Here is a 19,556-nt window from a genome sequence, read left to right as displayed (position 1 = left end):
ACACCAAGTTGTTTCAGTCAACGGAGTAATACATGTCCAGACGGCTACGCAGAACCAAAATCGTTACCACCTTAGGCCCGGCAACCGACCGCGATAATAATCTGGAAAAGATTATTGCCGCCGGCGCTAACGTGGTGCGTATGAACTTCTCCCACGGCTCGGCTGAGGATCATCAGCTGCGTGCGGATAAAGTTCGTGAAATCGCCGCAAAACTGGGTCGCCATGTCGCGATCCTCGGCGATTTGCAAGGTCCAAAAATCCGTGTTTCAACCTTCAAAGAAGGTAAAGTATTCCTCAATATCGGCGACAAATTCCTGCTGGACGCCAACCTCGGTAAAGGCGAAGGCGACAAAGAAAAAGTCGGTATCGACTACAAAGGCCTGCCTGCCGACGTGGTGCCGGGCGATATCCTGCTGCTCGACGATGGCCGCGTACAGCTGAAAGTGCTGGACGTTCAGGGCTTGAAAGTGTTCACCGAAGTGACCGTTGGCGGCCCGCTTTCCAATAATAAAGGCATCAACAAGCTGGGCGGCGGGCTTTCCGCCGAGGCGCTGACCGATAAAGATAAAGCGGACATTCTGACCGCGGCGAAAATTGGCGTTGATTACCTGGCCGTTTCCTTCCCTCGCTGCGGCGAAGACCTGAACTACGCCCGCCGTCTGGCGCGCGACGCAGGCTGTGACGCGAAAATCGTGGCGAAAGTTGAACGCGCAGAAGCCGTCTGCGACGAAGCGGCGATGGACGACATCATCCTCGCCTCTGACGTGGTAATGGTTGCCCGCGGCGACCTCGGCGTAGAGATTGGTGACCCGGAGCTGGTCGGTATTCAGAAAACCCTGATTCGCCGCGCCCGTAAGCTTAACCGCGCCGTGATCACCGCGACCCAGATGATGGAGTCGATGATTACCAACCCAATGCCAACCCGCGCCGAAGTCATGGACGTGGCAAACGCCGTGCTGGACGGGACCGATGCGGTAATGCTGTCTGCCGAAACCGCTGCGGGCCAGTATCCTGCGGAAACCGTTGCCGCAATGGCTCGCGTCTGCCTTGGTGCAGAGAAGATCCCAAGCATTAACGTTTCCAAACACCGCCTGGACGTGCAGTTCGACAACGTGGAAGAAGCGATTGCCATGTCGGCCATGTACGCGGCGAACCACCTGAAGGGCGTTACCGCCATTATTTCCATGACCGAGTCCGGGCGTACCGCTCTGATGACCTCGCGCATCAGCTCCGGCCTGCCGATTTTCGCCCTCTCCCGCCACGAACGCACTCTTAACCTGACTTCGCTGTACCGCGGCGTCACGCCGGTCTATTTCGACAGCGTTAACGAAGGCGTTGTGGCCGCAAGCGACGCGGTAAACCTGCTGCGCGATAAAGGCTACCTGATTTCCGGTGACCTGGTTATCGTGACCCAGGGTGACGTGATGAGCACCATCGGCACCACCAACACCACCCGCATTCTTTGCGTTGAGTAATCCGCACACGCTATAACCGGGCAAGCCCTACAAGGGCCGCGAGATACCATCGCGGCCTTTTTTATTTCCTGCGTCACGGGCCGCCGCCAAATCCACACAAAACCCATTATTTTAAAATTATAATCAATGTGTAATGATATGTTATAACATTACATGTTATGACTGAGTGAATCTTAGCTCCGTCATTTTTTGAACAGGCACGTTCATTTGAGTACACACATACCGCTATGAAAATCCAACGCACCGTCTTATTTCCCGGCATTTTGTTTACGCTTTTGTCTCCCCAACTTTTTGCCTCAGAGTGCAACACAGCTTCATGTGAAGAAAATATCACCGTAGAAAGCAACGGGCCTGCCCCTGCCAGCGGCACGGCATCACGTCTGGGGCTGATCGACCAAGAAACGCCACGCTATGTAGAAACCTTTTCACAAAAAGAGATCCTCGCCCGCGGCGACCGCACGCTTGCCGAGACGGTCGCCCATGCTACCGGGATGTCCGGCGTAGCCTCTCCTACACTTTCAAACAGCTTTTCACTGCGCGGCTTTATGCCGGTGAGTTGGCTGTTGGACGGAATGGAAATGCCGGGCAGCACGCTTCAGTTGGGTAACCCCGCGCACTATCAGCAGGTGGATGTTTTGCACGGTCCCGGCTCCGCACTCAACGGCATCGGTGCAACCGCCGGAAGCGTCAACCTGGTTTCGCGCCAGCCGGGTTTCGTGCCATCCCCTGCAATGCTTAGCTATCAGTTGGGTAGCCACAGCACCCAGTCCTTGCTGGGCGGGGGCGGAGGTACGCTGCCGGGGGAGAAGATTGCCTGGCGTCTTGACGCTTCCGGGAGCGGCGGCAATAGCCAGGTTCAGCACGAGCGCAACCGCCAGTCCAGAATCAGCGGCTTGCTGCTTTTCCGCCTCACTGACGAAACCACTCTGACGCTGTACGGCGACAGGATGAACAATAGCAGCGACAACCCCTACTTCGGCACACCGTTGGTAGAGGGTAAAGTGCAAAAGAATCTACGCGGCATCAACTTCAACAACCTGACCGACGCAAAGATAGCCAGCCATGCCACGGCATTGCAGGCCGTGCTGGACAGTGCTCTGGCCCCCGGGCTCACGTTTAATAACCATACCTGGTTTTATTCTGGCTACCGCTACTGGCACAACGTTGAACGCTATCGCTACGACACCGCCTCACCGGACACGATCAATCGTGACTCCTGGGGCGATTTAAGCCACAAAAATACGCTGTTGGCCAACCGTTCAAGCGTTTCAATCGACCATACTTTGCTGGGCCTTGATAACCGAATGGTTGCCGGGATCGAGCTACAGACCGGCCAATTTGATTACCAAAAAAACGGCTTTCCCGGCTCGCAGGATATCCCCATGTTCAGCCCTGCGCGCGAGCCGTTTAGCGCTGAAACCAACATTACGCGTGCCCCATGGAGCAAAGTTACTCAGCGCCAGTATGCGGCCTTTCTGGAGGACAGTCTTCAACTGACGGACCGTCTTAGTTTGCTGAGCCAGCTGCGCCTTACGAGACTGAATATGGACTGGCGCTACTACACGCCAGCGGCCAGTGAAAGCCAGAATCGCAGTTTCCTTAATACCGGCCTCGGCCTGAACTGGGACATCAGCAGCAACACCACGCTTTATGCCAGCTATGCTAACGGCAAGGAAGCGGGCGGTGACATCTTCTTTCTTAGCGCCGACCAGACGCACCTGCCTCTGACAAACTCGCAACAGTGGGAAACCGGGATCAAGAGTCAGTTCTGGGATCGCAAAGCATCGGTTAATCTTGCTCTCTATCAGTTACGCAAAAACAACCTGTTTACCCCTTCAGCCTCCACGCCGGGCGAGCTTCTCGCCGTGGGGCAACAAACGTCCCGTGGCATTGAGCTTTCTTCTACGATACAACCCACCGAGCGCTGGGAAGTGGCGGGTAATGTCGCATGGACACATGCAAGGTTTAACCGCTTTAGCGCGGGTTCTCCGCCTGAAAACCTGAACGGGAATCAGCCTGCCTACGTCCCGACATGGAGCAGTAATCTCGCAATAACCTGGCACCCTATCCACCCCCTCAGCCTGAGGAGCGATCTCCGCTATGTTGGCAGCAGCTACAATGACACCTCCAATAGCCGAAAAATGGACGATTACATCACGCTGGATCTGGCTGCCGAGTACCAGCTAACGCCTAAAGTTACCGTGGGTTCGCGCGTACGCAACGTGACCAATACTTTCTATTCTTACCAGCGGACTTACGACGGCCAGGTTCTGATTGCTCCGTCTCGCACCTGGGAAGGCTGGGTGACGGTATGGTTCTGAGGTTGAAGTTAGCAACCTTAATGCTTACGGCGACCGGCCTGTTATTTTCCCCAACGGCCCCTGCCATAAGCCTGAGCAATTGTGGCGAGCCGCAGACGTTTACCGCGCCCCCTAAGCGTATTGTGGTTTACGGCAATCCGGCTCTGGAAAACCTCCTGGCGCTGGGCGCACGGACAGAAATTGTTGGCGTGGTAGGCTACGCGCCGCACAAAGATCCTCAAGGCAGAGCGGCCCGAACCGCCCTTTCGCTTCCCATCGTAGCCGGGAATGGCCTGATTTCCGCCGAGGCGCTGCTGCTGCTACGCCCTGAAATGGTCTACTCCTCAAGCTGGTACTGGCTTTGGTCACCTGAAGGGGCAACACGCGATCAAATGACGGCCTGGGGAATATCAAGCTGGCTCTCGCCCGGCGCCTGCACAGGACAGCAGAGTGCACCTCAGCAAAAAATCAGCTTTGCCGACCTGTTTCGGGAAATTGAGGATCTGGCGAAAATTTTACGTCTCGAGAAACAGGGCAAGGCGCTCGTTAGTATGGCGAAAGTGCACCTTGCCACTCTGCGCCAGCGTGCGCGCCTCCTGCCCCCGGCGCGGCTACTCTGGTGGTATTCCGGCACGGACTCACCCTACGTTGCGGGGTGCTGTGGCGTTCCAGAAATGCTGAGTGAGGAGAGCGGCAGCCGCAATATTTTCTCTGATGTGCCAGCGCTTTGGCCAAATATCTCCTGGGAAGAGATAGCCCGCAGGGACCCGGATATCCTGGTACTGGCAGATCTGCCGAGGGGCGGTTCCGGAGACAGTGCGGGAGATAAAATAGCTTTCCTCAATCAATTCCCTCTTACCGCCGGCCTGCGCGCCGTAAAAGAAAAAAAATTCATCATTTTGTCCGGCTATGACATGGATCCCTCGATCCGCTCGCTGGACGCTCTGGACAGGCTCATCGCCTCACTTTCTGTTAAGGAAAATCATGACTGACATCACCCTGGACACCCTTGTCGCACTTTGGGATAGGCAACAAAGCGCCTACATTGCCAGCAGGGAAGCACGCTTCGACGCCCTGATGGACATACTTGCACTGCAATTTGAGGGGGATTTCTCACTGCTTGAACTGGGATGCGGGCCAGCCTCTCTCACCAGACGCCTTCTTCAACGCTTCCCGTCCGTACACGTCACCGCGGTGGATTTCGATCCGGTCATGCTGGCCATCGCCCGTGAAACACTCCTTCCGTTCGGCGACCGCGTTCGTATTTTGTCCGCCGATTTGGCCCTCCCAAGCTGGCAGGAAAAAATTGTCGGGCTGCGCCCGCAAGCTGTCGTGTCCAGCACCGCGCTGCATTGGCTGATGCCTGACAGGCAGCACGCTCTACACTGTGAGATTCAAAGCTTGCTGGCCGATAACGGGGTATTTCTCAATGCCGATCACCAGCGTTTTAACCCGGCTGAAGTTAACAAGAAAGCCCTCAGTGAGCGCCATGACGCACTCACCCAGCAGCAGGCCTGGGATAACGGCGTAGTTGACTGGGATGCGTGGTTTACTCTTGCCAAAGAGATACCAGAAATTGCCCAGTTGATCCCGGCGCGGGAAGCCGTGTTCTCTGGTCGCCCGGTTCCCCCGCCCACTTCGCTAACCTTCCAGCTGGGGAGCCTCAGCCAGGCCGGTTTCCAGGAGACAGGAACCCTATGGCAGTTGATGGACGACTATCTGATTGCCGGGTGGAAATAGGCGCGTGAAGCTACTTCGCCTGCTGCTATGTGGCATAGCGGCTCTGGCAGCGCTGGTGTATAGCCTGCGTTTTGGGGCAGTTACATTGTCGCTTAACGATGTGATTCAGCTCCTTAACCCGGCCCTTCCCGAAGAGCCGGACATGGCGCTTTACCATAAAATCGTCTGGTCGTTACGCTTACCCCGAGCCCTCCTGGCGATGACCTGCGGCGGCGGGCTGGCACTGGCGGGAGGCGTGCTTCAGACGTTAACCCGCAACCCACTGGCCGATCCGTGGCTGCTTGGCATATCTTCCGGTGCTGGCCTGGGGGCGGTCGTTATCATTGCGCTGGGTATCCAGCCGCTGTTAACGGCCATCCCGTCCGGGGCATTTGCGGGCGCGCTGTGCGCATTTGGATTGGTACTACTTTTAGCCGGACTGGCCGTGACGCAGCCCGCCCGGTTTATTCTTTCCGGCGTGGCCGTTGGGCAATTGCTGAGCGCATTAACCTCACTGATCGTCTTCTGGCAAACGGATGCGACAACCTCGCGTGGGTTTACCTTCTGGCTGCTTGGTGCGTTTGGGCAGGCAACATGGGCGCAGGTGGCTATCTGTGCCACCGCGCTATTTTTTGTGGGGGCGCTTTGCCTGGCAATGTCCCCAACCTTGAACGTGATGGCGCTGGGAAATGTAGCTGCTAAGGGCCTGGGGGTTAACGTTATCGCCCTGCAGATATCGCTCTACCTGGCCATCACGCTGCTTACCGCCACGCTGGTTTCGTTCTGCGGGGCAATTGGCTTTGTCGGCCTGACAGTCCCCCATCTGGCAAAACTGATAATCGGCAATCGCCATCAATGGGTTTTGCCTGCCAGCATTCTCTGCGGCGCTATGCTAACGCTAGTGTCCGATACGCTGGCGCGTACGCTATTTTCCCCAAGAGAGCTTCCTCCGGGCATCATCACGGCGCTTATTGGCATACCGGTATTTCTGCTCGCCCTCCACCGTCGCCCAAACCCTTAACTCCCTGCGCAGAAAAACGCAGGCCTGAGTGCCCTCCGCTTACGCAGCCTCCTGGAGTTGTCACGAAATTGTTAACTCTCGAGGAGGATTTAGTGAGTATTCTCTTAATAAAGTACAGGCGCAGGTTCATGAAGAGTCCGGTCAATTTCATCCGACTTTCCGTTCTTTCACCCCACGGGGGCTTTGACGATGCTGATAATTATTCTTGCTTATCTGGGCGGCCTGTTGACCATCGCCAGCCCCTGTATCCTGCCGGTGCTGCCTTTTGTGTTCGCTCGCTCCGACCAGCCCTTTGCCCGAACCGGGTTGCCGCTGCTGGCCGGAATGGCGATAACCTTTACCCTGTTTGCAACCCTGGCGGCCGTCGGTGGCGGCTGGGTGGTTGCCGCGAACCAATACGGCCGGGGCGTGGCGTTGGTCCTGATGGCGCTGTTTGGTATTACGCTGCTGTTTCCGCATATTGCCGAGCGGGTAATGCGCCCGCTGGTTAACATCGGCAACTCTTTATCAAACCGCGTTGCTCCCGGAAAGCCCGCTGGCCCGGGCGGCTCGTTTCTGCTCGGCATCGCCACCGGCCTGCTTTGGGCACCCTGCGCCGGCCCAATTTTAGGCTTAGTGCTGACCGGTGCCGCATTGCAGGGGGCTAACGTTGGATCCACATTATTACTCCTGGCCTATGCCGCAGGGGCGGCCACCTCGCTTGCGCTTGCGCTGCTTATCGGCGGCAAGGTGTTTGGCGCTATGAAGCGCTCCCTGGGCGTTGGAGAGTGGATCCGCCGTATCCTCGGGGCGGGTATGCTGCTCGGCGTCGTCGCAATTACCTTTGGGTTTGATACCGGCGTGCTTGCCCGCCTCTCCACGGCATCAACCGGCGGTATCGAGCAGGCATTAGTTAAACGCCTGTCGCCGGACAGCACGGCTAACGCACCGGCCGCCTCGGCGGTGGTCAAGACCTCTGACGATGATGCGATCCCCACGCTGACCGATGCGGGAACAATGCCTTCCCTGAGTGGCGCAACCCAGTGGCTTAACTCCCCGCCGCTAAGTACCGAAGCGCTGAAGGGCAAAGTGGTGCTGGTGGATTTCTGGACTTACTCCTGCATTAACTGCCTGCGCTCGCTGCCATACGTTAAAGCCTGGGCGGAAAAATATCGTGACCAGGGGTTGGTGGTGATTGGCGTGCATGCTCCTGAATTTGCTTTCGAGCGGGATATCGACAATGTCACCAAAGAGGCGAAAAAGCTGGGTGTTACTTATCCCATAGCTATCGATAATGACTACCGTATCTGGCGCGCATTCAACAACCAATACTGGCCAGCACACTATTTTATTGATGCCAGCGGCCACATTCGTTACGAGCATTTTGGCGAAGGCGATTATGCCCGGTCGGAAAAAGTGATTCAGGAGCTTTTGCGTCAGGCCGGTGCGAAAAACGTGACTAACAGCATCAGCGCCGTTTCCGGCAGCGGCGTTGAGCAGGCAGCCAGCGGCCAGAATGACATCTCGCCGGAAACTTACCTCGGCTATATGCGGGCGCAAAACTTTGCCTCCGGCGAGGTAACCGGTGACAAACCCACCGACTATAGCAAGCCTTCTGCGCTGCCGTTGGATGCCTGGGGGCTGGAAGGCAACTGGACGATTGGCGGAGAGAACATCACGCTGAATAAAGCCCATGGGCGAATCATCTACCGGTTCCACGCCCGTGATTTGCACCTGGTGCTTGGGCCGGGAGCCAGCGGCAAGCCCGCCCGCTTTAAAGTCACTATTGATGGCCAGGCACCCGGCAGCGTTCACGGGAGCGATGTCGCACCCGACGGCAGCGGAACGGTAACCGAACAGCGTCTGTATCAGCTTATTCGTCAATCAAGCGGCGACGGCGAGCATACCTTCAGCATTGAGTTTGAAGATGCGGACGTCAACGCTTATGCCTTCACCTTTGGTTAAATCAGGCGGGAATCAAATGAAATCATTTATTCGTTCAAAATGGATTTTAGCCGCTCCAGCGCTGATGATTGCGACGCTGGTTTTTCAAAACACGGCGTGGTCTCAGGCCGAATCGGTGGTGAGCATCCCGGCACCACAACAGGATGAAGCACCTGCGGGCGCACATCTGGAGACAGCGGTCTTTGCCGGAGGGTGTTTTTGGGGCGTTCAGGGCGTCTTTCAGCACGTTAAGGGCGTAACCAGCGCAATATCCGGCTACACCGGCGGCAAGGCCCGAACCGCAAATTACGAAACTGTGAGTATGGGGATGACCGGCCACGCGGAGTCGGTGCAGGTTATCTTCGATCCCACTCAGGTGACCTACGGCCAGCTACTGCAAATTTTCTTTTCCGTGGCCCACAATCCGACGGAGTTAAACCGTCAGGGGCCGGACTACGGAACGCAGTACCGTTCCGCCATTTTCCCGATGAATGAATCTCAGACGAAGATAGCGCAGGCCTATATCACCCAGTTGAACCAAAGTCATAGCTTTAGCGCACCGCTGGTAACGACCGTTGAGCAAGACGCTCACTTTTACCCTGCGGAGAAATACCACCAGAACTTCCTCAACGACAACCCGAATTACCCCTACATTGCTATCAACGATATTCCAAAAGTTGAGCAGCTAAAGCAGTTATTCCCGGTTTTGTGGAGTGACAAACCGGTGTTAGTTAAATCCTGACGATTGTCACCGCGCCATACACGGCGCGGTTTTTCTCTGCACTACTTCTTCTTTTTCGGGTATAGCTCATCCCGGCAATACGGCTCTGTTTCGCCCTCTTTGCGGGTTTTCAGCAGCTTCAGGATCCAGGTGTACTGCTCAGGGTGCGGGCCAACCAGCAGCTCCACTTCTTCGTTCATGCGCCGCGCGAGGGTGTGGTCGTCGGCTTCCAGCAGGTCGTCCATCGGCGGGCGAATAAATATGTCCAGCCGATGGGTTTCACTGTTATAAACCGGGAACAGCGGGATCACTCGCGCCCGGCAAACCTTCATCAGGCGGCCAACGGCCGGTAGCGTCGCTTTGTAAGTCGCGAAGAAATCAACAAATTCACTATGCTCCGGGCCGTGATCCTGATCCGGAAGGTAATAACCCCAGTAACCCTGGCGAACCGAGCTGATAAACGGCTTGATACCGTCGTTTCGGGCGTGCATACGCCCGCCAAAGCGGCGGCGAACGGTATTCCAGACGTAATCGAATAACTGATTGCCCTGGTTGTGGAACATTGCCGCCATTTTTTGGCCTTCAGAAGCCAGCAGCATAGCGGGGATATCTACCGCCCAGCCGTGCGGCACGAGGAAAATCACGTTCTCGCCGCGCTCGCGGATTTCATCGATGATTTCTTTTCCATGCCAGTCCACGCGCTGCATGACTTTCTTCGGATCGCGCAGGCCAAGCTCGGCCATCAGCACCATGGCCTGAGGGGCGGTAGCAAACATCCGGTCGATAATGGCTTCGCGGCGCTCTTCCGGCAGCTCAGGGAAGCAGTAAAGCAGGTTTATCTGGGCGCGGCGACGAGCGCTTTTGGCCAGCCGCCCGGCTAAGCGCCCAATTTTCCCCAGCAGCGGGTCGCGTAGCCCCGGTGGCAGAAGCGCCAGCCCGGCAAACGCGCCCACGCCAAGCCATGCGCCCCAGTAGCGCGGGTGTAGAAAGGCTTTCTGGAATTCAGGGATGAACTCACTGTGGTTTTTTTTTGCTTTTTCCATGCGGCTCTCAGTATTTCGCCAACGCGTTGACGATACGAATTTATGGCTATTTTAGCGGGGCAAATGCTGGCAGACAAAAGAAAAAGCCGGTAACAGGTACCGGCTTTATACTCTTTAAGCAGAATCAGTCAAAACGCAACTGCGGGACAACCTCTTTTACCTGAGCCAGGTAATCGCTGCGATCGGAACCGGTCAACCCTTCAGAGCGCGGCAGCTTCGCCGTCAGCGGGTTTACGGCCTGTTGGTTGATCCACACTTCATAATGCAGGTGCGGGCCGGTTGAGCGACCCGTGTTGCCGGAAAGCGCAATGCGGTCACCGCGTTTCACTTTCTGGCCCGGTTTCACCAGCAGCTTTTTAAGGTGCATATAGCGCGTGGTGTAGGTCCGCCCGTGGCGAACGGCCACGAAGAAACCGGCCGCGCCGCTGCGCTTAGCCATCACGACTTCACCGTCACCCACAGCCAGAACCGGCGTGCCCTGCGGCATCGCAAAGTCCACGCCTTTATGCGGCGCTATGCGGCCCGTAACCGGGTTAAGACGGCGAGGGTTAAAGTTAGAAGAAACGCGGAACTGTTTCACGGTCGGGAAGCGCATAAAGCCTTTTGCCAGGCCCGCACCGCTGCGGTCGTAGAACTTGCCGTCTTCGGCGCGAATGGCATAATAATCTTTGCCGTCGCTGCGCAAGCGCACGCCAACCAGTTGGCTTTGCTCACGTTTTCCGGCCAGCATTTCACGGGACATCAGCACCGAGAACTCGTCGCCTTTTTTCAGCTTGCGGAAGTCCATCTGCCACTGCATCGCTTTGATAACAGAGCTAATTTCAGCGCTGGTTAAACCTGCGTCTCTGGCGCTGGCAACAAAGCTTGCGCCCACAGTGCCCTTCAGTACGCTGTTCACCCAGTCGCCCTGCTGGGTTTCGCTGCTCATTTTAAAACCGTTTTCAGTACGATCGTAGGTGCGCGTTTCGCGGCGAGACATTTCCCACGTCAGGCGCTGGAGATCGCCATCCGGAGTAAGTGTCCAGGAGATCTGTTGGCCGATTTTCAGGTTACGCAGGTCTTTATCAACCGAGGCAATCTGGCTGATATCGCCCATCTCGATGCCGTACTGGTTAAGAATGCTGCTCAGCGTATCGCCGGTAGAAACAACATATTCATGAACGCCCGCTTCGCCGGACGTTTTATCGTCAAGCTCGTCCTGCGGGATGGTGTCATCTTCGGCGTCGGGAGACTGATCAAGAGGTTCACTGGCCTCCGGCAGCAGCGAATGGATTTCGCTTTTCTCAAGCTCGATAGTTTTAATTATCGGGCTGGACTGCGGATGGTAGATGGACGGTCGCCACACGGCGACCGCGAGAGTAAGAACCGTAAGGGACCCCAGCATAACGCGGTGGGGTCGTGACAAATTGTCAAATGCCATGGCGACAGAGCGGGCTATCTGTTGCACGTATTCACTTCCTCGTTAATCTCCTTTCAGGCAGCTCGCGTACTGGTTCGCAAGTCCGGTCATAAACTGCATATAGCTGTTTTTACCCAATGCGACACTCATTCCCAGAGGATCTAACGTGCCGGAGCGAACATTAGTGCCTCGGGCTACGGCGTTAATGACCGCTGGCCTGAATTGTGGTTCAGCAAAAACGCAAACCGCTTTGTGCTCAACCAACTGTGTTCTGATTTCATGTAAACGCTGCGCACCAGGCTGTATTTCAGGGTTTACGGTAAAGTGACCAAGCGGGGTCAAACCGTAGTGTTTTTCAAAGTAGCCATAGGCGTCATGAAAAACGAAATACCCTTTTCCTTTCAGCGGTGCCAGCACGGAACCCACCTGCTTATCGGCGTCGGCTAAGCCTGACTCGAATTGTTTCAGGTTGGCGTCAAGTTTGGCTCGATTTTCGGGCATAAGTTCCACTAATTTATCGTGGATTGCAACCGCTGACAGCCGCGCCACCTCTGGGGAGAGCCAAATGTGCAAGTTGTATTCACCGTGATGGTGATCTCCGTCACTCTTTGCGCCATGAGCCTGTTCCTCGCCATGGTCGTGCTCGTCGTCGTCACCGCCTTTCATCAGTAAAGGTTTCACGCCGCCCAGCGCCGCAAGCTGCAGTTGTTTTTGCTCGGGAAGCTGGCGAACGGACTTTTGCATGAAAGCTTCCATCTCAGGCCCGACCCAAACCACTAAGTCCGCGCCCTGTAAGCGTTTTACATCTGACGGACGTAGCGCATAATCATGTTCGGAAGCGCCATCTGGCAGTAATACTTCTGTGTTGGTGACGCCGTCGGCAATGGCGGATGCGATAAAACCGAGCGGCTTAATCGAGGCGACAACGGCGGCGCTGGCTGCGGTTGCGCCGAAGCCCCAGAGAGCGGTGGAAAATGCAGCGAAAAGAAGTGTCTTTTTATGTAACATAATGCAACTTATCATCGTGAATGCCTTAAGAATTGTGATATTATAACATTCGCTAACTTATGCAACCCCTGAAATTGTCATGACTAATTTGGTTGAACTAGAAAATATTTCGGTCTCCTTCGGCCAGCGCCGCGTGCTGGCCGATATCTCTCTGGCGCTAAAGCCGGGCCGCATCCTTACGCTGCTTGGGCCAAACGGCGCAGGTAAATCTACTCTGGTGCGCGTTGTGCTTGGCCTGGTCAAGCCGGATAAGGGCGTGATTAAGCGTGACCAGCATCTGCGTATTGGCTATGTGCCACAAAAGCTGCATCTTGATGCCACTTTACCGCTGACGGTCAGCCGTTTTTTAAGGCTGCGCCCGGGCGTGAAAAAAGCAGATATCCTGCCCGCGCTAAAGCGAGTCCAGGCCGCTCACCTTATTGATGCCCCGATGCAAAAGCTCTCGGGTGGCGAAAATCAGCGCGTGCTGCTGGCGCGGGCGCTTCTCAACAAACCACATCTGCTGGTTCTGGATGAGCCAACCCAGGGTGTCGACGTTAACGGCCAGCTGGCGCTTTACAATTTGATCGATCGGCTGCGCCAGGAACTCAACTGTGCGGTGCTGATGGTTTCGCACGACCTTCACCTTGTGATGGCAAAGACCGACGAAGTGCTTTGCCTTAACCACCACATCTGCTGCTCCGGCACGCCGGAAGTGGTGTCCATGCACCCGGAGTTTATCGCCATGTTTGGCCCGATAGGCGCCGAGCAGTTGGGGATTTATCGTCACAATCATAATCATCGTCACGATCTGCAGGGTCGCATCGTTTTGCGCAGAGGGAATGGTCAGTAATGCTTGAATTGTTATTGCCCGGCTGGCTGGCCGGGATACTGCTCGCCTGTGCGGCTGGTCCATTGGGTTCGTTTGTGGTCTGGCGCCGTATGTCCTACTTCGGCGACACGCTGGCGCATGCCTCTTTGCTTGGCGTAGCCTTCGGCCTACTGCTCAACGTCAATCCCTTTTATGCGGTCATTGCGGTGACGCTGCTGCTGGCGCTTGGTCTGGTCTGGCTTGAAAAACGCCCTCACCTCGCCATAGATACTCTGCTCGGCATTATGGCCCACAGCGCCCTGTCGCTCGGCCTTGTGGTCGTGAGCCTGATGTCGAACGTGCGAGTAGACCTGATGGCGTATCTGTTTGGCGATTTACTCTCGGTCACCCTGCCGGACATTATTTCTATCGCCATCGGTACTGCGGTAGTGCTAGGCGTACTCGCGTGGCAATGGCGCAACCTGCTGGCGATGACTATCAGCCCGGACCTTGCGCACGTAGACGGCGTGAATTTACAGCGCGTGAAGATGCTGCTGATGCTGATAACGGCCCTGACGATTGGCGTTGCGATGAAGTTTGTTGGCGCTCTGATAATCACGTCGCTGCTGATTATCCCTGCCGCCACGGCCCGCCGCTTTGCACGCACGCCGGAGCAGATGGCCGGGTTTGCCGTGCTGATTGGTATGCTGGCCGTTACGGGCGGGCTGGCCTTCTCGGCGGTTTACGATACGCCAGCGGGCCCTTCTGTGGTGCTGGCCGCCGCCGCGCTGTTTATTCTCAGCATGGCGAAGAAACAGCCGGCTTAATACCGCTGTGCTATTGAATTGAAAAAGGCGCCCTGAGCGCCTTTTTTCTTATCGGGATTTTACGGCTGAGCCGGAGGCACAATGCCGAAGTGGGTCCAGGCTCGCGGCGTGGCTATTCGCCCGCGCGGCGTGCGCTGTAAGAACCCTTGCTGGATCAGGAATGGCTCAAGCACGTCCTCTATCGTTTCGCGCTCTTCGCCAATTGCCGCCGCCAGGTTGTCCAACCCTACCGGGCCACCGAGAAACTTGTCGATGACCGCCAGCAGCAGCTTACGGTCCATGTAGTCAAAGCCTTCGCTGTCAACGTTGAGCATATCCAGCGCCTGGGATGCTATCTCGGCGGTGATTGCCCCGTCGTGTTTCACTTCCGCAAAATCACGCACCCGGCGCAGCAGGCGGTTTGCAATACGCGGCGTACCGCGGGCGCGGCGGGCCACTTCCAGCGCACCTTCCTCGCTCATCTCCAGCCCAAGCACGCTGGCGCTACGCCCGACGATATGTTGCAAATCAGCAACCTGGTAAAATTCGAGGCGCTGCACAATACCAAAACGGTCACGCAGCGGCGACGTCAGCGACCCTGCACGCGTAGTCGCGCCTATCAGGGTAAACGGCGGCAGGTCTATTTTGATAGAACGCGCCGCAGGGCCTTCGCCAATCATAATATCGAGCTGATAATCTTCCATTGCCGGGTAAAGCACTTCTTCTACAACCGGCGAAAGACGGTGGATCTCATCGATAAACAATACGTCGTGAGGTTCGAGATTGGTCAGCATCGCGGCCAGGTCACCGGCTTTCTCCAGCACCGGGCCGGAGGTCGTGCGCAGATTTACGCCCATTTCATTGGCCACAATGTTGGCGAGCGTGGTTTTACCCAGCCCCGGAGGGCCAAATATCAGCAGATGATCGAGCGCGTCACCGCGCAGCTTCGCCGCCTGAATGAAGATTTCCATCTGCGAGCGGACGTGCGGTTGCCCGACGTACTCCTCAAGCAATTTGGGGCGGATCGCACGGTCAATCAACTCGTCCTGGGTAACGTTTCCTGGCGATACCAGGCGGTCTGCTTCAATCATCCTCTACCTCATAGCGCAGCGCGCAGCGCTTCGCGGATCAGGGTTTCGCTATCGGCACCGGCGCGGCCCACTTTGCTTACCATTCGGCTGGCTTCCTGAGGTTTATAGCCCAGGGAGACCAAGGCGGCAACGGCTTCTTGCTCAGCATCGTCCGTCTGGCCATTATCCGGGGAAGTCAGCACCAGGTCGGCTGCCGGGGTAAACAGGTCGCCATGCATGCCTTTAAAGCGGTCTTTCATCTCAACAATTAAGCGCTCGGCGGTTTTCTTGCCCACGCCCGGCAGCTTGATCAGAGAGCCAATTTCTTCACGTTCGACGGCGTGAACAAACTGCTGGGCCGACATGCCGGAAAGAATAGCCAGCGCCAGCTTAGGCCCGACGCCGTTAACTTTGATAAGCTCGCGGAACAGAGTGCGTTCCTGCTTATTATTAAAACCGTAGAGCAGTTGAGCGTCTTCACGCACCACAAATTGGGTAAACACCACCGCTTCTTTGCCGATGTCCGGCAGCTCGTAGAAGCAGGTCATCGGCATATAAACCTCGTAGCCTACGCCGTTAGTTTCCAGCAAAACCAGCGGGGGCTGCTTTTCCAGAACGATGCCTCTGAGTCGACCTATCACATTGTGCTCCTGGGGATTTACGTTGATGCGCGAAAATGAGTTCTATAATACGAAAAAGGCTGGATAAATATCCAGCCTTAATTATTTTAATCTGCCCCTGGCGAGATTGAGCCGCGACTCGCTCATCTGGGCCGCATTCTGGGTGACGTGACAATGGGTAATGGCGATAGCCAGCGCGTCCGCCGCGTCCGCCTGTGGGTTAGCCGGAAGTTTTAGCAAGGTTCGCACCATATGCTGCACCTGGCTTTTCTCCGCGCTGCCAATGCCAACCACCGTCTGCTTTACCTGACGAGCGGCATACTCAAACACCGGGAGGTCGGCATTCACGGCGGCGACAATAGCCGCGCCGCGAGCCTGCCCCAGCTTGAGCGCTGAGTCCGCGTTCTTCGCCATAAATACCTGCTCAATAGCGAAGTATTCAGGCTGGAACTGGGTAATGATTTCGCTCACCCCCGCGTAGATAAGTTTCAAACGCGAGGGTAAGTCGGCGACCTGCGTTCGGATACAGCCGCTGCCGAGATAGGTCAACTGCCGTCCGGTCTGGCGAATAACGCCATAGCCGGTAACGCGTGACCCCGGGTCGATGCCGAGAATAATCGCCATCACGCGTCTCCTGAATACAGGTCAATTAGGCTGGGCTGCACCATTAAAGGGTAGCCGCCACCTCGTCAGAGATCTCACCGTTGTGGTAAACCTCCTGCACATCATCACAATCTTCCAGCATATCGATAAGGCGCATCAGTTTAGGCGCGGTCTCCGCATCCATATCCGCTTTGGTAGAAGGGATCATGGACACTTCGGCGTTATCCGCCTTTAGGCCTGCGGCTTCCAGTGCATCTCGCACCGCGCCCATTTCTTCCCAGGCGGTGTAAACGTCGATAGCGCCGTCGTCAAAGGTCACGACGTCTTCAGCACCGGCTTCCAGTGCCGCTTCCATAATCTGATCTTCATCGCCAGCTTCGAAGGAGATAATGCCTTTTTTGCTGAACAGATAGGCTACGGAGCCGTCGGTCCCGAGGTTGCCGCCGCATTTGTTGAAGGCGTGACGCACTTCGGCAACGGTACGGTTACGGTTATCACTCAGGCACTCAACCATCACGGCGGAGCCGCCAGGGCCGTAGCCTTCATAAATGATGGTTTCCATGTTGGCATCATCATCGCCACCCACGCCGCGAGCAATCGCACGGTTCAGGGTGTCACGCGTCATGTTATTAGACAGCGCTTTATCGATAGCGGCGCGCAGACGCGGGTTAGACCCGGCATCGCCCCCGCCCAGACGGGCAGCGGTTACCAGCTCGCGAATAATTTTGGTGAAAATCTTACCGCGTTTGGCATCCTGTGCCGCTTTACGGTGTTTCGTGTTGGCCCACTTACTATGACCTGCCATAACAATCTCCAAAAGCGCCTGTATCAGGCGGCATCAATTACAAACTCTTCAATCGCCTGCCGGTTGCTCCATGACTTGGTCATCAGGGCCGCCTCTTCGGCGGGCACCCACTTCCAGGCCAGATGTTCCGTAATGGTAATCTGGCGTTCATGAGGCAGCGCAAGACAGAACCAGGATTCGGTATTGCGCGTTATCCCCGGCGCATAGCGATGACGCAAATGAGTAAATATCTCAAACTCCACGCAGCGCTGGCAGTCAACTAAAGGGAGCGGCTCTTCGACCACGTCGATAGCGACTTCTTCCATTACTTCGCGCTGGGCGGCATGCAGCGCGCTTTCCCCCTCCTCCAGGCTGCCGGTAACCGACTGCCAGAATTCAGGATCGTCGCGCCGCTGTAACATCAGCACCCGTTTGGTGTCCTGCGCGAATATCACTACCAGAACCGAAACGGGACGCTTATAGGTCATCAGTTTTTCTCTGCCTTTTTAACCACTTCAATGCCCAGCTCGGCAAGAGATGCCGGGTTCGCGAAGCTTGGTGCTTCGGTCATCAGGCAGGCCGCAGCCGTGGTTTTCGGGAAGGCGATAACATCACGGATGTTGTCGGTGCCGGTCAACAACATGGTCAGACGGTCCAGACCAAACGCCAGGCCCGCGTGCGGCGGCGTGCCGTACTTCAGGGCATCCAGCAGGAAGCCGAACTTCTCGCGCTGTTCCTGCTCGTTAATCCCCAGAATGCCAAACACGGTTTGCTGCATCTGGCCGCTGTGGATACGTACGGAACCGCCGCCCACTTCGTAACCGTTGATCACCATGTCGTAGGCGTTAGCAATCGCGGTTTCCGGCTGCGCCGCCAGTTCTTCCGGCGTCATGTCTTTCGGCGCGGTGAACGGGTGGTGCATTGCGGTGAGGCCACCTTCGCCGTTGTCTTCAAACATCGGGAAGTCCACGACCCAAAGCGGCGCCCATTTGGCTTCTTCGGTTAACTGCAAATCTTTACCGATTTTCAGACGCAGAGCGCCCAGCGCATCGGCAACCACTTTCTTGCTGTCCGCGCCGAAGAAAATCATATCGCCGTCGGCTGCGCCGGTACGCGCCAGAATCGCTTCCACGATTTCCGCATTCAGGAATTTAGCCACCGGGCTGGTGATACCTTCGATACCTTTAGCACGCTCATTAACCTTGATGTAGGCCAGACCGCGAGCGCCGTAAATTTCGATGAACTTGCCGTAGTCGTCAATCTGTTTACGGCTGATTTGTGCGCCACCCGGCACGCGCAGCGCGGCAACGCGGCCTTTTGCGTCATTGGCCGGGCCGGAGAACACTTTAAACTCAACGTCTTTCACCAGGTCAGCAACGTCCACCAGCTCCAGCGGGTTGCGCAAATCAGGCTTGTCGGAACCGTAACGACGCTCGGCTTCGGCAAAGGTCATTACCGGGAAGTCGCCCAGCTCAACGCCTTTGATATTCACCCACAGCTCACGAACCAGTTTTTCCATTACTTCGCGAACCTGCGGCGCGGTCATAAAGGAAGTTTCTACGTCGATCTGGGTAAATTCAGGCTGGCGGTCGGCGCGCAGGTCCTCATCGCGGAAGCACTTCACAATCTGATAATAGCGGTCAAAGCCGGACATCATCAGCAGCTGTTTGAACAGCTGAGGAGACTGAGGCAGCGCGTAGAATTTGCCTTTATGTACGCGAGAAGGCACCAGATAGTCACGCGCGCCTTCCGGGGTCGCTTTGGTCAGCATCGGGGTTTCGATGTCGAGGAAGCCGTGATCGTCCATAAAGCGACGCACGAAGCTGGTCACTTTCGCGCGGGTTTTCAGGCGCTGTGCCATTTCCGGACGACGCAGGTCCAGATAGCGGTACTTGAGACGCGCTTCTTCGGTGTTAACGTGGTTGGAGTCCAGCGGCAGCACGTCTGAACGGTTGATGATGGTCAATTCGGTGGCGAAAACTTCAACTTCACCGGTAGCCATATCTTTATTTACGTTACGCTCATCGCGAGCGCGGACGGTGCCGACGACCTGAATACAGAACTCATTACGCAGTTCAGAGGCGAGCTGGAACGCTTCCTGACGGTCCGGGTCGAAGAACACCTGCACGATGCCTTCACGATCGCGCATATCGATAAAGATAAGGCTGCCGAGGTCACGGCGACGATTGACCCACCCACTAAGCGTTACTTGCTGTCCCACATGGGATTGATTGAGCTGCCCGCAATATACTGTACGCATGAGATATCCCTTAA

At 56.3% G+C, this 19,556-nt stretch carries 18 protein-coding genes; 9 read left to right on the top strand and 9 right to left on the bottom strand.

The features are described from left to right. Positions 1–32: 32 nt before the first annotated feature. The 7 genes from pyk to msrA all read left to right on the top strand — a co-directional run bounded on the left by pyk (position 33) and on the right by msrA (position 9,180). The gene (gene pyk, locus FOC35_RS17700; protein WP_016536940.1) at positions 33–1,475 is read left to right on the top strand and encodes a pyruvate kinase; all 1,443 of its coding nucleotides are present in this window, start codon (positions 33–35) and stop codon (positions 1,473–1,475) included. 227 nt (positions 1,476–1,702) lie between these two features. Beyond that, complete coding sequence (locus FOC35_RS17695) at positions 1,703–3,796, top strand: TonB-dependent siderophore receptor (RefSeq protein ID WP_172569651.1); 2,094 nt, start codon at positions 1,703–1,705, stop codon at positions 3,794–3,796. Positions 3,797–3,798: 2 nt separating this feature from the next. After that, positions 3,799–4,767 carry an ABC transporter substrate-binding protein gene (locus tag FOC35_RS17690; RefSeq protein ID WP_254065302.1) on the top strand — a complete coding sequence of 323 codons (969 nt, stop codon included), beginning with the start codon at positions 3,799–3,801 and terminating at the stop codon, positions 4,765–4,767. After that, positions 4,760–5,515, top strand: a complete 756-nt coding sequence (locus tag FOC35_RS17685) for a trans-aconitate 2-methyltransferase (protein WP_172569649.1) — start codon at positions 4,760–4,762, stop codon at positions 5,513–5,515. The genes FOC35_RS17690 and FOC35_RS17685 overlap by 8 nt, the downstream gene beginning before the upstream one ends. Before the next feature lie 4 nt (positions 5,516–5,519). Continuing rightward, positions 5,520–6,515 (top strand): iron ABC transporter permease, encoded by a 996-nt coding sequence (locus FOC35_RS17680; protein ID WP_172569648.1) that lies wholly within the window; start codon positions 5,520–5,522, stop codon positions 6,513–6,515. Between the two features lie 189 nt (positions 6,516–6,704). Beyond that, positions 6,705–8,459 carry a cytochrome c biogenesis protein DipZ gene (locus FOC35_RS17675; RefSeq protein WP_172569647.1) on the top strand — a complete coding sequence of 585 codons (1,755 nt, stop codon included), beginning with the start codon at positions 6,705–6,707 and terminating at the stop codon, positions 8,457–8,459. Between the two features lie 16 nt (positions 8,460–8,475). Continuing rightward, positions 8,476–9,180, top strand: coding sequence for a peptide-methionine (S)-S-oxide reductase MsrA (msrA, locus tag FOC35_RS17670; protein WP_172569646.1), 705 nt, complete (start codon positions 8,476–8,478; stop codon positions 9,178–9,180). A 41-nt stretch (positions 9,181–9,221) separates the two neighbouring features. On the opposite strand, the gene lpxM is transcribed toward msrA, so the two are convergent. From lpxM to znuA, 3 genes are all read right to left on the bottom strand, one after another. Beyond that, positions 9,222–10,202, bottom strand: a complete 981-nt coding sequence (gene lpxM / locus FOC35_RS17665; protein WP_016536947.1) for a lauroyl-Kdo(2)-lipid IV(A) myristoyltransferase — start codon at positions 10,200–10,202, stop codon at positions 9,222–9,224. A 124-nt stretch (positions 10,203–10,326) separates the two neighbouring features. Beyond that, positions 10,327–11,649 (bottom strand): murein DD-endopeptidase MepM, encoded by a 1,323-nt coding sequence (gene mepM, locus FOC35_RS17660; protein ID WP_039898345.1) that lies wholly within the window; start codon positions 11,647–11,649, stop codon positions 10,327–10,329. A 15-nt stretch (positions 11,650–11,664) separates the two neighbouring features. Beyond that, positions 11,665–12,609, bottom strand: a complete 945-nt coding sequence (gene znuA, locus FOC35_RS17655) for a zinc ABC transporter substrate-binding protein ZnuA (RefSeq protein ID WP_172569645.1) — start codon at positions 12,607–12,609, stop codon at positions 11,665–11,667. Between the two features lie 79 nt (positions 12,610–12,688). On the opposite strand from znuA, the gene znuC reads away from it, so the two are divergent. Beyond that, complete coding sequence (gene znuC, locus FOC35_RS17650; RefSeq protein ID WP_016536950.1) at positions 12,689–13,441, top strand: zinc ABC transporter ATP-binding protein ZnuC; 753 nt, start codon at positions 12,689–12,691, stop codon at positions 13,439–13,441. Continuing rightward, entirely contained in the window at positions 13,441–14,226 is a 786-nt protein-coding gene (gene znuB, locus FOC35_RS17645; protein ID WP_016536951.1) for a zinc ABC transporter permease subunit ZnuB, read from the top strand. The genes znuC and znuB overlap by 1 nt, the downstream gene beginning before the upstream one ends. Before the next feature lie 59 nt (positions 14,227–14,285). Here znuB and ruvB read toward each other — a convergent pair whose 3' ends face one another. The 6 genes from ruvB to aspS all read right to left on the bottom strand — a co-directional run bounded on the left by ruvB (position 14,286) and on the right by aspS (position 19,542). Further along, positions 14,286–15,296 carry a Holliday junction branch migration DNA helicase RuvB gene (gene ruvB / locus FOC35_RS17640; RefSeq protein ID WP_016536952.1) on the bottom strand — a complete coding sequence of 337 codons (1,011 nt, stop codon included), beginning with the start codon at positions 15,294–15,296 and terminating at the stop codon, positions 14,286–14,288. Between the two features lie 8 nt (positions 15,297–15,304). Then, the gene (gene ruvA / locus FOC35_RS17635) at positions 15,305–15,916 is read right to left on the bottom strand and encodes a Holliday junction branch migration protein RuvA (protein ID WP_016536953.1); all 612 of its coding nucleotides are present in this window, start codon (positions 15,914–15,916) and stop codon (positions 15,305–15,307) included. Positions 15,917–15,997: 81 nt separating this feature from the next. Then, positions 15,998–16,519 carry a crossover junction endodeoxyribonuclease RuvC gene (gene ruvC / locus FOC35_RS17630; RefSeq protein ID WP_016536954.1) on the bottom strand — a complete coding sequence of 174 codons (522 nt, stop codon included), beginning with the start codon at positions 16,517–16,519 and terminating at the stop codon, positions 15,998–16,000. A 43-nt stretch (positions 16,520–16,562) separates the two neighbouring features. Then, positions 16,563–17,303: a YebC/PmpR family DNA-binding transcriptional regulator gene (locus FOC35_RS17625; RefSeq protein ID WP_016536955.1), complete on the bottom strand. Its 741-nt coding sequence runs from the start codon at positions 17,301–17,303 to the stop codon at positions 16,563–16,565. A 23-nt stretch (positions 17,304–17,326) separates the two neighbouring features. Further along, positions 17,327–17,770, bottom strand: coding sequence for a dihydroneopterin triphosphate diphosphatase (gene nudB, locus FOC35_RS17620; protein WP_016536956.1), 444 nt, complete (start codon positions 17,768–17,770; stop codon positions 17,327–17,329). Beyond that, positions 17,770–19,542: an aspartate--tRNA ligase gene (aspS, locus tag FOC35_RS17615; protein ID WP_039898347.1), complete on the bottom strand. Its 1,773-nt coding sequence runs from the start codon at positions 19,540–19,542 to the stop codon at positions 17,770–17,772. The genes nudB and aspS overlap by 1 nt, the downstream gene beginning before the upstream one ends. Between the last annotated feature and the right edge of the window lie 14 nt (positions 19,543–19,556).

It is taken from the genome of Cedecea sp. FDAARGOS_727 (assembly GCF_012273235.1).
Lineage (GTDB): Bacteria > Pseudomonadota > Gammaproteobacteria > Enterobacterales > Enterobacteriaceae > Cedecea > Cedecea davisae.
This window is presented reverse-complemented; position numbering and strand designations above follow the sequence as displayed.

Excerpts from the sequence above, each read along its gene's own strand:
- ruvC (WP_016536954.1), bottom strand. The coding sequence starts at position 16,519 with ATGGCGATTATTCTCGGCATCGACCCGGGGTCACGCGTTACCGGCTAT.
- znuA (WP_172569645.1), bottom strand. The coding sequence starts at position 12,609 with ATGTTACATAAAAAGACACTTCTTTTCGCTGCATTTTCCACCGCTCTC.
- pyk (WP_016536940.1), top strand. The coding sequence starts at position 33 with ATGTCCAGACGGCTACGCAGAACCAAAATCGTTACCACCTTAGGCCCG.
- FOC35_RS17625 (WP_016536955.1), bottom strand. The coding sequence starts at position 17,303 with ATGGCAGGTCATAGTAAGTGGGCCAACACGAAACACCGTAAAGCGGCA.
- znuC (WP_016536950.1), top strand. The coding sequence starts at position 12,689 with ATGACTAATTTGGTTGAACTAGAAAATATTTCGGTCTCCTTCGGCCAG.
- nudB (WP_016536956.1), bottom strand. The coding sequence starts at position 17,770 with ATGACCTATAAGCGTCCCGTTTCGGTTCTGGTAGTGATATTCGCGCAG.
- znuB (WP_016536951.1), top strand. The coding sequence starts at position 13,441 with ATGCTTGAATTGTTATTGCCCGGCTGGCTGGCCGGGATACTGCTCGCC.
- lpxM (WP_016536947.1), bottom strand. The coding sequence starts at position 10,202 with ATGGAAAAAGCAAAAAAAAACCACAGTGAGTTCATCCCTGAATTCCAG.
- FOC35_RS17685 (WP_172569649.1), top strand. The coding sequence starts at position 4,760 with ATGACTGACATCACCCTGGACACCCTTGTCGCACTTTGGGATAGGCAA.
- msrA (WP_172569646.1), top strand. The coding sequence starts at position 8,476 with ATGAAATCATTTATTCGTTCAAAATGGATTTTAGCCGCTCCAGCGCTG.
- FOC35_RS17675 (WP_172569647.1), top strand. The coding sequence starts at position 6,705 with ATGCTGATAATTATTCTTGCTTATCTGGGCGGCCTGTTGACCATCGCC.
- FOC35_RS17695 (WP_172569651.1), top strand. The coding sequence starts at position 1,703 with ATGAAAATCCAACGCACCGTCTTATTTCCCGGCATTTTGTTTACGCTT.
- ruvB (WP_016536952.1), bottom strand. The coding sequence starts at position 15,296 with ATGATTGAAGCAGACCGCCTGGTATCGCCAGGAAACGTTACCCAGGAC.
- aspS (WP_039898347.1), bottom strand. The coding sequence starts at position 19,542 with ATGCGTACAGTATATTGCGGGCAGCTCAATCAATCCCATGTGGGACAG.